Raw genomic sequence first — 14,140 nt, 5'->3', positions numbered from 1 at the left:
AATTTAGCACGGAGAGGGCAAAACAGCCCGCCTCAGTTCGCACTTTTTCTGGGCAGAGCCGCGTCCAGCTAGCTCAGCAATCCCTCTATCGCCTCATCCACCCGCGCCATCAGCCCCAGCGTTCCGGCCAGTGCGCCCAACGTGCGCTGATAATGCTGCACGTCCTCAAAACTCAGCACGCGCCCACGCCGGTCTTTCAGCCACTTTTCGGCCACCTGATAACCGCCTACGCGGAAGGCCCAGACCTCCGGCGGCACGCCCGTAAACCACTGGTGCGGGCTGATCATCACCTTGCCCACGCTTTCGCCTGTTTCCGGCGGCGTGAATCTGGGGTAGCCCTTGACCACCTCGTTGTCTCCGGCTTTCGGGAATCCGCCCAGTTTGGGGGCGGTTTTCAGCAGATGCAGCCCGGCCAGTTCTGCGCCCAGCGCCGCCAGCGCCCGGAACCGCGCCGCCGTATCGGGCAGCGGCACACGCGGAAAGTCCGAGCGCAGGAAGTCCGCGTAGCGCGTGCGGTAGCTGGGGCTGTGCAGCACGGCGTAGATGTAATGGAACACGTCTTCGGGGGTATATTGAGTTTTATCGCCGCCTGTTTCGCCATCTGGGGCAAATTGAAGCTCAATCGCCGCCGAAAGAGCTTCAATGAACGCTTTAGAGAGGTTGGGTGTGCGGCCTTTTGCATCTACTGGGAAGTCGTAGGCGTGCAAGCCTAAACCTTCTGAGGGAGGTGGGTAGAGATAAAGGGGAAAGAAATAATTTGCTTCTTTTAGAGAAAGTGAGTGAAGATCAGTTATTTTGTCAGTTACAAACACATGATTGAAGCCGCAGCTAGAGTCTTCAACGGCACGATTGGCTAAAAGGGCAATATTAGGATGTCGCATATTGCGACTAGTTTCTGGTCTGGGCATGCACATTATGCCTCTAGTGTTCCCTGTAAAAATCGTATACCTGGTGTCAAAAGGGCGATAGTTATACTCAGTAATTTCCAAATGATGAGCCGCACCCTGTACGTCTGACTGTGCTAGCTTCACCTGCCAATCACGAGAGTCTTTCCCCAGTTCAAATTTCTCTCTTGCCACTTCTATATCCATTTTTGAAAATTCTAAAATCTTTTCCAAATATCCGTTTGAGTCTATCGCCACAACAAAGTCATCGCGAGCAGTTGCAATTCCAGCAGATGCCGCTCCAAAGATTTCTGCTATCGATGTTCCCAGCGGAGTTTGACGTTCCTCGACCCACAAATACATCGGCTTACTCGGTTTCAATTCCGCATAATTGGCCGTCATCACATCTTGCTCCGCCAGCCATCCATATTTGCCCTCCCGTTCTCCCCACAAGTCGGCGCGGTGAATCTGGCCGGTGCGGGGGCCGGTTGCGCCGGGCTTGCGGACAAACAGGCCAATGGCAACGCCCGTGCGGATGTCAAAGACGTTTTCATCCTTGCTGCCGTCCGGGGCTTTTTCCTTCTTGTTGGCGTTGCCGTGCAGGTCCAGCACGTAAATGTCGTCGAAGGTGCGGCTCAGGCTCTGGCGCATACCGCGAAAAGTGGGGTTGTTCAGGTAGCCGTGCGGGGTGATAAAGGCGACGATACCCGCCCCGGTCTGTTCCACGCGCCACTGCGCCCAGCGAATGAACTTCACGTAGTCGTCCTGCAACCATTTGGGATTGCGTTCGCCCAGCGGCTGCCCGTCCACCTCGTAATAATTGCCCTCGATGCGTCGGCCCTTCATCTCTTTGCCGCCTGCATCGCGGCGAATCCCTTTCAACAGGTCATCAATCCACTCGTTCTTGTTGGCGCTGTTGCCGCTGTACGGCGGATTGCCCAGCACCACCATGATCGGGTAATCGGCCTTGATCTTCCCGGCGGCCTGCGCCTCGTCGCTGATGGCGCGGAAGGGGCCGGAAAGCTGCTGAATCTCGTTCTGCGGGTCTTCCAGGGTGTTGGTCAGGTACACGTTCAGGCGGCGTTTCAGGTTGACGCTCAGGGCCTGTCGTTCCTCCTGCTCCTCGGCGGTGTCATCGGGCAGGTCCAGGCCGCCCAACTCCATGCTCAGTTTCAGGTGGGCGATGGCGTAGGGGGCCATCATCAATTCAAAGCCATATAGAGCGTGAATCAGGTGTTCGCGGACGTAAGCGGGCCACTGTCCGGCGTTCTCGCCCGCCGCGTACCGCTCGCGCAACAGCTTGATGATCTGGTACGGAAAGGTGCCGGTGCCGGTGGCCGGATCGGTAATGAGCAGGCGTGGGGCGCTGAATTGCCGGGGCTGACCGCTGGCGTCGCTGGTGGTGACCGTGGTTTTCTGGGTGTCGCCCAGGCCGTCGCTCAGGCCAAAGTCCCGTTTCAGCAGCGCGTCCACGCTCCGCACGATGTAATCCACGACGGGGGTGGGGGTGTAATACACGCCGCGCTGTTCGCGCAGTCTGGGGTTGTACTGCGCCAGAAACGTCTCGTAAAAGTGAACGATGGGGTCTTCTTCGCGCACCTGCGTTCCAAACTCGGCCAGAATCTGATCGATGGCGGCGTGGGCCAGCAGCCCCGCCAGATCGTCCACCAGCGTCACGTAAGGTTCCTCATCCAGTTCCGGGCCAGTCAGGGTGTAGAACAGCTTTTGCAGCAGCGGATTGGTTTTGGGAATGTTGTGGGCGGCGTCCCGGCGGGTAAACAGTGTTTTGCCAGGAGTGCGGGCATGTTGCACCCGCGCGGCGAACAGGCCATACGCCAGGGTCTGCGCGTACATATCCGCAAAATCCTCGTGGGTCAGGCCCGGCAGGATGGTCTTGCGAAAGGAGTCCAGCAGGTCTTTCAGCGTCTGGCTGGCCTCATTTTTGAGCAGCACTCCCAGCGTGATCTCGCGAATCAGGGCGGTCAGCCGGGCCATGCGTTGCGCGAGTTCTTTGGCCGTGCCAATTTCCAAAGGTGTCTGGGCGGCGAATCCGTCTAGCACGGTTCGCAGCCTGGTCAAGCCGTCTTTGGTACGGCTCAGCTTGTGGCCGTCCCAACTGCCCAGCGTGGCCGCCTCGTCCCGCTTCTCACTCTTTACGTACCAGCGGAAGTCCAGATAATCGGTTAGCAACAGGTTGGGCAGGGCGTCGCGGTAACGCCGGAGCTGTTCCGTCTTCTCGGTGTCGTTCAGGCTGACGCCCACATCCTTTGCTTCGGCATAACCCAGCGCAAGAGTTGCCGAGTCGTCCTCACGGGTAATCAGGTAATCGGGCGCACCGAACTTGCCGCGCTTGGGTTCGTTGGTGGCGGTGGTGCCGGGCATCAGCACATCGAGCAGGGTGCTCAGCGCGGCTCGGTGGGTGTGTTCGGTGGCGTGTCCCGCCTTCAGATCCTTCTCTATGCGGTCAAGATAGACAGTGACGGCGGTCTTGGCGTCCGCGTCGCTGAGTGGGGAAATTGAGGCCATGTCCCGCAGTTTATGACTTATCTTCGCCAGCGCCCGTAGATTTGGGGATGACCGTCGTACCCTTTATCCATGTCTCCCGCGTTGCACGGCCCGATGAGCAAGGCACAGTATCTACGAAGCGAACTGGCAAGCGAGTTCCGGCGCGAATGCGTGGGCGGCTTCTGGTACGGCCTGCACGGCGAATCGGGAGAGGAGGACGGGACAAGCCGGGCGCACGCTGGAATCGCCGGAAATATCCTGTTTCGCCTGCATGGCGTTAGCCGCAGCCTCGGCTACGAAGTTTTCATCTCGCAATTCAAGCTGCATCTGCCCGCCAGCAACTGCTTTTTTTACCCGGACGTGGCGGTCTACGCCCACCAGTCTGCCGAGGAATATTACGGAACAGAACCTTGTTTTCTGGCTGAGATCATCTCCGAACGGTCTCGCGAGATGGATCACTTCATCAAATATCCTGCCTACACCTCCATTCTCAGCCTCCAAATCTATTTGATTGCCGAGCAGACCGAGCGGCGCGTGTACGTCTACAGCCGCGAGGATGGGGAATGGGTTCTGGCCGAATACGTCGGTCACGGCGAGATTCCACTGCCCTGCCTGAACACGGCCATCACGCTGGCCGAGATTTACGACGGGGTGCTGTGAGGGCGGCTAGTCCACGCTTTCCCCTGTCATGCGGAGTAGCCCGGGCCGCAAGCTGAGGCATGACCCCCTCCGGCCTGGGAACGGAAGCCCCGACAACCCTCTGGAATCGCAATTTCGTGATCTGGTGGCTGGGCAACGCGCAGAGTGCATTGGGCAGCGCGCTGGCGGGCATCGCCACCAGTTTTCTGGTTCTCGAACAGACCGGCAGCTCCGGGGCGATGGGGGTCAATCTGGCACTGGCGCTGCTGCCCGCGCTGCTCTCGCCGCTGTTCGGAACGCTGGTAGACCGCCTGCCCGTCAAGCTGCCGCTGATCGCCGGGAATCTGCTGCGGGCGGCCCTGCAACTGGGCGTGGGGTTCTGGGCCTTGCGCGGCGCTGTGCCCATCGAGGTTTTGCACGGCGCGGCGCTGCTGACTGGCCTGATCGGCGCGTTTTACGGCCCGGCCAGCATGGGCATCACGCCTCGGCTGGTGCCGCCCAATCAACTGCAACGGGCAGGCGGGCTGATGCAGGGCATGAGTCAGACCATGCAGATGGTGGGGCTGGTGGGCGGCGGCCTGCTGATCTCGCAGGTGGGCAGCGCCCCCGCCCTGATCTTCGACGGCGTCGCGTTTCTGTTGTTCAGCTTCTTACTGACGCTGGTACGCTTTCCAGCCCACAAAGCGGGAGCGGCGGGCGAGGGATTCTGGCAGGCGTTCTCGGCGGGACTGCGCTACATGCGCGGCAGCCCCATGTTGGTTGGCCTGCCGCTGATGGCCCTGCTGGTCAACGCCAGCATCGCCCCCATGGAAATGCTGCTGCCCAAGCGGATGCTGGCGCTGGGCGCGGGTGCGGCGGGGTACGGGCTGTTCTTCGGCGTCATGCTGGGCGGCATGGTGGTGGGCAGTCTGGGCATTGCCTGGCTGGGTGAGCGTGCCAGGCCGCGCGCCATGAGCATCCTGGGTCTGAGCGGCCTAGGCGCTGTCGTGCTGGCCCTGTCGTTCACGCAGACCGCCATGCAGATGTATGTTCTGGCCGCTGTGCTGGGGCTGGCGAGTGCGATGACGAATGTGTCTATCGCCGTGCTGTTCCAGAAGCGCGTGCAGCCGGAGTATTACGGGCGGGTGGGCAGCCTGCTGAACATGGTGAGTACGGCGGGCATCCCCATCACCTTGCTGGCGCTGGCTCCAATTGCGGATCGGCTGTCCACCGCCTTGATCTTTGGCGTGGCGGGCGTGATTACGCTGCTGGGCGCGCTGGCCTGGGCCGGGGTGCTGCGGCAGGAGCCTGTGCCTCCTACTTCTCCAGTCCTCCCAGCGTGAACAGGAGGACGGCGATGCAGTCCTGGGCGTCTGCTAACTCCGGGCGCTGAGCGTCCTGCTCTGCTATCCATTCCCTCAATTCCCGCATTCGCCGTTCCGCCTCTTCCCTCGCTTCCTGGCTCAGACGAATCTGCACGCAGGTGCCGTACATGCCCCGCAACCCCGATTTGTATTTGTTCCGGCTGCCGTCCAGACTGATACTGATCTGCTTCCGTGCGTCCAGTGCGACCAGCACGTCACGGTCTATCTCGTTCTTGAACAACTGGCCGATGGCTTCCAGAGAGGCGGTGACATAGGGCTGAATCATCCCAGTGGTCAGTTCGGTGACCGTCGCCGCTTCGGTCAGCTCGAAGGGAACCCGGTAGACCTCAGCCAATGCGCGGTACACCTTGACCGGACGCCCGCCACGTTTGCGCTCGCCTGTAATCTCGATCAGCCCGGCACCTAGCAGCCGCGTCAGGCGGTGATGCGCCTGCTTGAGCGTGATTTCGGCTGCCGTGGCAACCTCGCCCGCGCTGGCCTCGCCGTGCAACAGCGCCCCCAGCACCGGGGCATAGGGCGGGTTCAGAAGCAACCGCGCCTGCTCGGCGGTCTGGGCGACAAAGTGAGCCGTGGGAGCTGCGTTCACGCCCCCAGCCTGACACACGCTCTGGATCGGGTGAACGGGGTGCTGCCACCGCAGTCCTGACCCTGCCCCGGCGCTAGACTAAATCCGTGACTGCTTTTTCGCCCCCTGCCGAAGCCTTCCGCGTGACCGGCGGGGTCAACCGTGTGCGCTACCGCGCCGAATCCGGCTTTACCGTCATGACCGCCCGCATCGTCAATGACGACGGTGAGGACCCCGACGCCACCGTGATCGGTGTAATGCCCCCGCTGGACGCCGGGGACACCTTCAGTGCCGACGTGCTGATGGAAGAACACCGCGAGTACGGCTATCAGTACCGCGTGCTGAACATGGTGCTGGAGGCCGTGCCCGCCGACCTGACAGAAGCTGGGATCGCCGCCTATCTGGAGGCCCGCGTGGGCGGCGTGGGCAAGGTGCTGGCCAAAAGAATTGCCGGGATGTTCGGTCCCACCACCTTTGACGTGCTGGAAAACGATCCGAACAGGCTTTTGCAGGTGCCGGGCGTTACGGCGTCCACCCTGCACAAGATGGTCAGCAGTTGGTCCCAGCAGGGCCTGGAGCGGCGTTTGCTGGCCGGATTGCAGGGGCTGGGCCTGAGCATTTCTCAGGCACAAAGGGCGGTCAAGCACTTCGGCGAGGCGGCGCTGGAACGCCTGAGCGCCGATCTGTTCGCATTGACCGAAGTGGAGGGCATCGGCTTTCTGACCGCCGACAAGCTGTGGGCCGCGCAGGGCGGCGAAGGTGACGATCCGCGCCGCCTGACCGCCGCCGCCGTCTACGCGCTTCAGCAGGCCGCGCAGCAGGGCGGGCATTCCTTCCTGCCGCGCCACCGGGCCGAGCGCGGCGTGTCGCATTACACCCGCGTCAGCGCAGCGCAGGCGAAACTGGCGGTGGAAACGGCGGTGGAACTGGGCCGCCTCTCAGACGATGAAGCTCCGCTGTTTGCCGAGGAAATGGGCGAGTCGGAACGCGCCGAGAGCCGCATCTACCTTCCGCACGTCCTGCGCGCCGAGAAGAAGCTGGCCTCGCTGATCCGCACGCTGCTCGCCACGCCGCCGGGCGGGGATGAGTGGACCGTCCCGAAAGGCGCGGCGCAGGACCTGTCGGGCGAACAGGCAGGGGTGTTGGACCTGCTGGCCGAACACCGGCTGGTGGTCTTGACGGGCGGCCCCGGCACCGGCAAGAGCACGGCGACGCGGGCGGTGGCCAATCTGGCGGAGGGGATGGGCCTGGAAGTCGGCCTGTGCGCCCCCACCGGCAAGGCGGCGCGGCGACTGGGCGAGGTCACGGGGCGGAGCGCCAGCACCATTCACCGCCTACTGGGCTACGGCCCCGCCGGATTCCGGCACAATCACCTGGAACCGGCCCCCTATGACCTGCTGATCGTGGACGAGGTGAGCATGTGCGGCGACGGCCTGATGCTCTCGCTGCTCTCGGCGGTGGGTGCGGGCGCGCGGGTGCTGCTGGTGGGCGACACCGATCAGTTGCCCCCGGTGGACGCAGGGCTGCCCCTGCACGCGCTAACGCAGACCGCGCCCACCGTGCGGCTGGAAACCGTGTACCGCCAGGCCGCGCAAAATCCGATCATCCGCGCCGCCCATGACCTGTTGCATGGTTCCGCGCCCCAGTGGGGTGATCCCCGCCTCAACCTGACCGAAGCCGATCCCGACGGCGGCGCGCGGCGGGTGGCCCTGCTGGTGCGCGATCTGGGTGGCCCCACGCAGGTCCAGGTGCTGACCCCCATGCGCCGGGGACCGCTGGGCATGGAACACCTGAACTATCACCTCCAGGGCCTGTTCAATCCTGGCGAGGGCGGTATCAAGATCGCGGACGGCGAGGCGCGGGCCGGGGACATCGTGGTGCAGACCAAGAACGACTACACCAACGAGGTCTTCAACGGCACGCTGGGCACGGTGTTAAAGGCCGAGGGCAACCGACTGACGGTGGACTTCGACAACAACGTGGTAGAGCTGGCCGGGGCGGAACTGTTCAACGTGCAACTGGGCTACGCGCTGACGGTCCACCGCGCGCAGGGCAGCGAGTGGCACAGCGTCCTGACCGTGCTGCACGAGGCGCACATGCCGATGCTGTCGCGCAATCTGGCCTACACCGCCCTGACCCGCGCCCGCGAACGCTTTTTCGCCGTCGGCTCGGCCTCGGCGTGGCAGAAGGCGGCGGGGCGGCAGCGCGAGACGCGGCACACGGCGCTGCTGGAACGGGTGCGGGCGCGCTGAGCCTCTGCCGGGCGCGTTACAACATAAAGACTGACAACTCTCTGACTTACCCCCACTTTGGGGTGAAGTTTTTCGCATTCGTCCTGCATACTGGCTTGATGCTTGCCTCTTCCCGCGCTGCGGCCCGATCCACCGAGGGGGCCACGCTGATCGTGTCGCTGCTGTTCGTGATGCTGCTGCTGGCGGTGATCATGTCGGTGACGGCGCAGGTCACGCTGTCCTCGCGGCGTTCCAGCGTGGACCAGCACTCGCTGCTGAGCGCGCGCTACGCCGCTGAATCCGGGGTGGCGCGGGTGCAGGCGCGGCTGACCGTGATGAAGGCGCTCCTGGAAGACGCCAGGATGGATGCCACGGTCAGCAACTCGGAACTGGCAACAGAGATCGCCGCGCTGTGCGGGATTGGCGCACTCCCCGCAGCCAGCCCTGATCTCAAAACGGTGTGTACCTTTGGTCCAGAAGGATTGAGGACCGGTCCGGACGACGCCAACCCGCGTGTCAGTCTATTTCTGAAGGCGGTCAACGCCCAGGCGTTCGGTGAAGCGGGCTTCCAGAACGTCAGTGACGCCACCCGCTCCCGGTTCTGGTCCCAGATGTTCGCCGGGACCGCAGGCTACGCCTATGCCGGGGCGCAGGATCAGTCCAGTGCCAGCGCGTATACGGCCAGCTTCGGGCTAATTCCGGCGCGGCTGGACCGGCAGGCCAACATCTACCGGCTGTACTTCGACGTGCCCCCGGCGGCGTCTGAGGGAAGAGCCGGACCAACCACCCAGAACCTCAGCGCCCGCGCCGCCGTGGGCGGCCATGCCAGCTACTTTCTGCTGATCAGCCGCGACACCTTTGCCAAGTACGCGCTGTTCACCAACCACCACTTCCAGAGCGCGCAGGCGGAGGCCGACAACGACCCCATCAACTTCACCAGCCGGACGCTGTTCAGCGGTCCGGTGCACACCAACGGGCAATTTCTGTTCAACGAAACGCCCACCTTCTGGGGTGAGGTCACCTCTGCGGGCTGTCCCAGAACGCAGATGGGTACGAATCCGGTGACGGGCGAGCCAGGGTGCGGCGTGGACCTGGAGCCCGGGGCATTCTTCGGGGCGAACGAGAACAAGTTCCTGTCCCAGGCCGAAATGACGGGCGTGCCCGGTTCGTCGGAGTCCAGCCCGGTGTGGGGCGACAACCGCCCAGTCTTCAGGTCCTCGGTCAAGTGGGACGCCAGATACACCAGGCTGCCGACCAACTCGCAAAACCAGCAGTTGGACGCGGCGGGCTTCCGGGTCAATCCGCAGACGGGCACCCTGGAAGCTGCGCCGACCGGCGGCCTGCTGCTCCAGGGGGACGTGCAAAAGCTTCAGCTCTGGCGCGACGAGATCGGTGGGCAGGAGCGCCAGCGGATCAGCTACACCCAGGGCGATCAGACGGTGGATCTCTCCTTCGGGGCGGACCGTCAGCTTTACATTCTGAACGGCGAAGATTGGGTGCCCGCCGGGCGCAACGCTGCCGGGCAGCTCAGTGTGCTGGGCGGGGATTTTGCGATCAGCAAACCCTTCAACGGCGTGATCGCGGTCCAGAACGGCTCGGTGGCCGACCTCAACGGCGGCCCCAACGGCAACAGGAACGGCAAGGCGGGGGCCAGCATCGCCACATTCGCGGGTGTCACCGTCGCGGCCACGGGCAATATTGCAATCACCAGCAGCCTGAAGTACACCGATCCCCCCTGCTCCGGCCAGAACACCACGGCAGCCGCCGCTCCCTGCGACAACCCGCAGGCCCAGAACATCCTGGGCGTGTACTCCAGCGGCGGGAACATCGAGCTGGTCAGTCCCCGGAGTTGCCCGGACGGGAACGACACCTGCCCCAACGTGGGCACGGACCCGACGATTCATGCGGTCCTGATGGCCAGTCAGGGAGCAGTTCAGGTGCGCGGCTACGATCAAAGCCCCGCCGACAATTCGCTGGGCAGCGTCAACCTGATCGGCGGCCTGATCGAGAACTATTACGGTGCCTTCGGCAAGACCGATGGCCGGGGCTACGGACGAAACTTCGTCTACGATCAGCGCACCTACGACGGTTACAGCCCCCCGTCCTTTCCCACCCAGGAAGACTGGACCATCGAACTGCGCCTCAAAAACGGGGACCAGTTGGTCAGCGCTGGCCTGGGCATCCGCCTTCAGGGCGACGCCGTGAGCACTGGCAAGGGGGGCCAGTAATGCGGGCGCGGACGAATGCAAACCGCATTCAGGCAGGCTTTACCCTGCTGGAACTGCTGGTGGTTATCGCTATCCTGGGCATCATCGCAGGTGCGTTCGGCCTGTTCCTGATTCGCAGCCTCCGCCAGAGCGAACTGCGCGACGCTGCCTACCAGATGATCGGCGACCTGCGCCGCGCCCGCACCGGGGCACAGAAAATGGGTGTGGACAATGCCGTGGCGATCACACCCAACACCTCCGAATACCTCTTGGCCGTGGGGGGAGGCACTGGCCAGGTCCGCACCCTGCCGCACCGCGTCAAGGTCAGTCCAGTGGGCAACACAAATCTCTTGACTTACAAGCCGCCCTTCGGCACCCTGGACACCATTGGCGTTTCGTGGAAGCTGACCAGTCCCGCCGATCCCAGCCTGAACTTGTGGGTCAAGGCCATCGGCATCACGGGGAAGGTGATGCTCAGTGCAACCCAGGATTAAGCCCCACCATGCGGCGGGCCTGACCATCATCGAGGTGCTGGTCAGCATTGCCCTGCTGAGCGTGATCGTGCTGGTGGTCCTGACCCCCCTGACCGGCTTTTTTGGCCTGGCCCGCCAGAGCAACCAGCAGGTCAGCACCACCCAGGCTGCCCAGCGCGCGCTGGAATCCCTGCGCGGCGATTGGCTGAATCAGGGCAACTACGACAAGAATTGCCTGACCAATCCGGCGGTGCTGGACCATCTGGACATTGAGATCACAGCCCTGGATGTGGACAACCAGGCCACCGGCACCCTGGGCAAGCCTGGCAGTTGCGCGGCGGTCATCAGTCAGCCGCCGCTCAAGCGCGTGCGGATCACCCGGTCCAATGCCCAGGGCAGGCTGCTGGCCGATCTGACCGTGGTGGTGGACCGCCGGTGACGCGCCGCCCACACCTTCAGGGTCTGACCCTGATCGAATTGCTGGTCGCCATCGCGCTGGGGCTGATCGTCTTTCTGGTGGCCGCCAACCTGCTGGAGTCCTCGTCGCGCAGCGCCACGGATTTGCAGGGCCGCAGCGAACTGCTCGAAGAAAGCCAGATCGCCCAGAACTATATGGCCGCGCAGCTCAGGGAAGCGGTGTACGTGTTTCCGGCGGGGACGACTTTTGATTTGGGCGGCGGTGAGACGGTGAAACGCCCAGGCGGGGGAGCCTGGAAGGTTGGCGAGGTCGATAAACCTTCTATTGCCGCCTTCGTTCGTCCGCCGCAGCTTTTGCCTGCGGCCAACTGCTCCGGCGATGTCAGATACTGTTATCAGTTCTTTGCCTATTACCCGATGTTGCGGAGTTCCTGGGTGGCTCAGGCTGGGCCTCAGAACAATCCCGGTGCCGATCTCGGCAATGCCAATCGTTGGGTGTTGGTGGAACTGCGCCGGAAGTACGCGTCTGCGCCGCTCCTCTCCAGCTTGCAAGTGAACGGCTATACGCCGCCCTACACCAACGGTGAATATGGCCGTCTCCTCCTCGATTACGTCCAGTCTCAGCCGCTGGCCCTGCCCGACACGCCGCCGCTGTTTGAAGTAAAGACCGACACGCCGCAGGCCCCAGGCAACACCTCTGTCACCATCAATCTGGCCCTGTCGCGGCAGACGCGCGGGCGGGCCATCACGGTGCCGGGGCGCGATGCCGCAACCACCGGCCCGCAGAGCGTGACGCCGCTGGTGGTCACGCCGCGCAACGTGGGCAATCTGGCTCCCTGAATGCCCACACCTGGGGCGTGATACCATCAAATCCCGGAGGCCGAGCGCCCCGGTTTTTCTTTTCTGGCCCCGCCAGCAACGCGCACAGGCCGCGTGCGGGGGTCAGGCGCTTGGAGATTTGGGCAGCATGAAATATATCTTTGTCACGGGCGGCGTGGTCAGTTCTCTGGGAAAAGGCGTGGCGAGTGCCAGCCTGGGCGCGCTGCTGCGGGCGCGCGGTTACCGGGTCACGGCGGTCAAGATCGATCCATACATCAACATCGACGCGGGGACCATGCGCCCCTACGAACACGGCGAGGTCTTCGTGACCGCCTCCGGCGCGGAAACCGATCTGGACATCGGCAATTACGAGCGCTTCCTGGACCTGGACATTCCACCGGGCAGCAACATCACCACCGGGCAGGTCTACCAGGAGGTGATTCGCAAGGAGCGCGCCGGGGATTACCTGTCACAGACCGTTCAGGTCATCCCGCATGTGACCGACGAGATCAAGCGCCGGATCAAGGTGGCGGGCGAGAACGCGGGCGCGGAGATCGTGCTGATCGAGGTGGGCGGCACGGTGGGCGACATCGAATCGCTGCCCTTTCTGGAGGCCATCCGGCAGTTCCGCTTCGACGAGGGCGACGAGCACGTGCTGTACCTGCACCTGACCCTGGTGCCGTACCTGGGCACCTCCAACGAGTTCAAGACCAAGCCCACGCAGCATTCGGTGGCCACCCTGCGCTCGGTGGGCATCAGTCCCGACATCGTGATGGTCCGCAGCAAGGAAAAACTGCCGTCCGAGATCACCCGCAAGATCGCCCTGTTCACCTCCGTACGCGAGAACCGGGTCTTTAGCAGCTACGACGTGTCGCACGTCTACGAGGTGCCGCTGACGCTGGAGGAGCAGGGGCTGGGCAAGGCGGTGGAGGACCTGCTGGGGCTGGAGCGGGTGCATCCCAATCTGGGCGTGTGGGTAGGCGCGGTGCGGACCATCAAGCAGCCCACGCACGCCGTCACGATTGCGCTGGCGGGCAAGTACACCGCCATGCCCGACGCGTACCTGAGCCTGCTGGAATCGCTGACGCATGCCGGAATCGCCAACGACGCCCGCGTGAATATCAAGTGGATCAATGCCGAGGAACTGGACCCGTCCAGTGGGGAGGAGGGCAGCGGCGAGGAGGGCATCGGGCAGGAGGGCGGCCTGGAAGCGCAACTGGGCGACGTGGACGGCATTCTGGTGCCCGGTGGCTTTGGCATCCGGGGCATCGAGGGCAAGATTCATGCCGCGCAGTACGCCCGCGAGGGCGGCGTGCCGTACCTGGGCATCTGCCTGGGCATGCAGATTGCGGTGATCGAGTACGCCCGCAACGTGGCCGGATTAGAGGGGGCCAACAGCGCCGAGTTCGACGAGTACGCCCCGCACCGGGTCATCGATCTGATGCCCGAACAGGTAGAAATCGCCGGGCTGGGCGGCACCATGCGGCTGGGCGACTGGCCGATGGACCTGCGGGCCGGAACCAAGATCGCCGAGTTATACGGCGTCCCCGAGGGCGGCACCGTGCGCGAACGCCACCGCCACCGCTTCGAGGTCAATCCGGCCTACACCGAGCGCCTTCAGGATGCGGGCCTGACCATCAGTGGCGTGACGCCAGGGGTGGCGGGCCGGGGCGCGGGACTGGTGGAGAGCATCGAGATTCCTGGCCATCCCTTTTTTGTGGCCCTGCAAGCCCACCCCGAATTCAAGAGCCGCCCGATGCGCCCCAGTCCGCCGTTCGCAGGCTTCGTGGCGGCGGCGCTGGAACGGCAGAAGGCCAAACGGTCCAACCGGCTGACGGTTTAGAGTATTTGTCCGAATGGAAGCATCGGAAAGCAAGACTCCCGATGCTTCCATTCTCTCCTGCGGAGCTGTGCTATTCCCACATACTCGGCAACATTCACTCATCGTCTTGGGCAGAACAGACGGTCATCACGAACAGCCGCCCATGAGGACGCTCTTTCTCCCAATGTGAACGCTTGCTCGCCCGTTCCGTCAA

The 14,140-nt window shown here is 63.6% G+C and carries 10 protein-coding genes; 8 read left to right on the top strand and 2 right to left on the bottom strand.

Annotation, left to right across the window (positions count from 1 at the left end; translation table 11 throughout):
- Positions 1-68: 68 nt before the first annotated feature.
- Positions 69-3,410 (bottom strand): type ISP restriction/modification enzyme, encoded by a 3,342-nt coding sequence (locus Q322_RS0100310; RefSeq protein ID WP_051667938.1) that lies wholly within the window; start codon positions 3,408-3,410, stop codon positions 69-71.
- Positions 3,411-3,479: 69 nt separating this feature from the next.
- Between Q322_RS0100310 and Q322_RS0100305 the strand changes: the two genes are divergently transcribed.
- Together Q322_RS0100305 and Q322_RS0100300 are read left to right on the top strand one after the other, a co-directional pair.
- Complete coding sequence (locus tag Q322_RS0100305; protein WP_029474793.1) at positions 3,480-4,049, top strand: Uma2 family endonuclease; 570 nt, start codon at positions 3,480-3,482, stop codon at positions 4,047-4,049.
- A 59-nt stretch (positions 4,050-4,108) separates the two neighbouring features.
- The gene (locus tag Q322_RS0100300) at positions 4,109-5,350 is read left to right on the top strand and encodes an MFS transporter (protein WP_029474791.1); all 1,242 of its coding nucleotides are present in this window, start codon (positions 4,109-4,111) and stop codon (positions 5,348-5,350) included.
- Here the strand turns inward: Q322_RS0100300 and Q322_RS21460 are convergent.
- A complete protein-coding gene (locus Q322_RS21460) occupies positions 5,325-5,978 on the bottom strand; it encodes a helix-turn-helix domain-containing protein (protein WP_051667936.1) in 654 nt (217 codons plus the stop codon). The genes Q322_RS0100300 and Q322_RS21460 overlap by 26 nt on opposite strands.
- Before the next feature lie 86 nt (positions 5,979-6,064).
- Here Q322_RS21460 and recD2 point away from each other — a divergent pair, with 86 nt between their 5' ends.
- The 6 genes from recD2 to Q322_RS0100265 all read left to right on the top strand — a co-directional run bounded on the left by recD2 (position 6,065) and on the right by Q322_RS0100265 (position 13,947).
- The gene (gene recD2, locus Q322_RS0100290; RefSeq protein WP_029474788.1) at positions 6,065-8,209 is read left to right on the top strand and encodes an SF1B family DNA helicase RecD2; all 2,145 of its coding nucleotides are present in this window, start codon (positions 6,065-6,067) and stop codon (positions 8,207-8,209) included.
- 98 nt (positions 8,210-8,307) lie between these two features.
- Positions 8,308-10,416, top strand: coding sequence for a DUF4900 domain-containing protein (locus Q322_RS0100285; RefSeq protein WP_156952802.1), 2,109 nt, complete (start codon positions 8,308-8,310; stop codon positions 10,414-10,416).
- Entirely contained in the window at positions 10,416-10,889 is a 474-nt protein-coding gene (locus Q322_RS0100280; RefSeq protein WP_029474784.1) for a type II secretion system protein, read from the top strand. Before Q322_RS0100285 ends, Q322_RS0100280 begins: the two co-directional genes overlap by 1 nt.
- Positions 10,873-11,307: a type IV pilus modification PilV family protein gene (locus Q322_RS0100275; RefSeq protein WP_029474782.1), complete on the top strand. Its 435-nt coding sequence runs from the start codon at positions 10,873-10,875 to the stop codon at positions 11,305-11,307. The genes Q322_RS0100280 and Q322_RS0100275 overlap by 17 nt, the downstream gene beginning before the upstream one ends.
- Complete coding sequence (locus Q322_RS0100270) at positions 11,304-12,125, top strand: PilW family protein (protein WP_029474780.1); 822 nt, start codon at positions 11,304-11,306, stop codon at positions 12,123-12,125. Before Q322_RS0100275 ends, Q322_RS0100270 begins: the two co-directional genes overlap by 4 nt.
- A gap of 127 nt (positions 12,126-12,252) precedes the next feature.
- Positions 12,253-13,947: a CTP synthase gene (locus Q322_RS0100265; protein ID WP_029474778.1), complete on the top strand. Its 1,695-nt coding sequence runs from the start codon at positions 12,253-12,255 to the stop codon at positions 13,945-13,947.
- The last annotated feature ends 193 nt before the right edge of the window (positions 13,948-14,140 follow it).

Source organism: Deinococcus frigens DSM 12807, from assembly GCF_000701425.1.
Taxonomy (GTDB): Bacteria; Deinococcota; Deinococci; order Deinococcales; family Deinococcaceae; genus Deinococcus; species Deinococcus frigens.
Note: the sequence above shows the minus strand (reverse complement) of the source record. Positions and strands in the feature narration are given on the sequence as shown.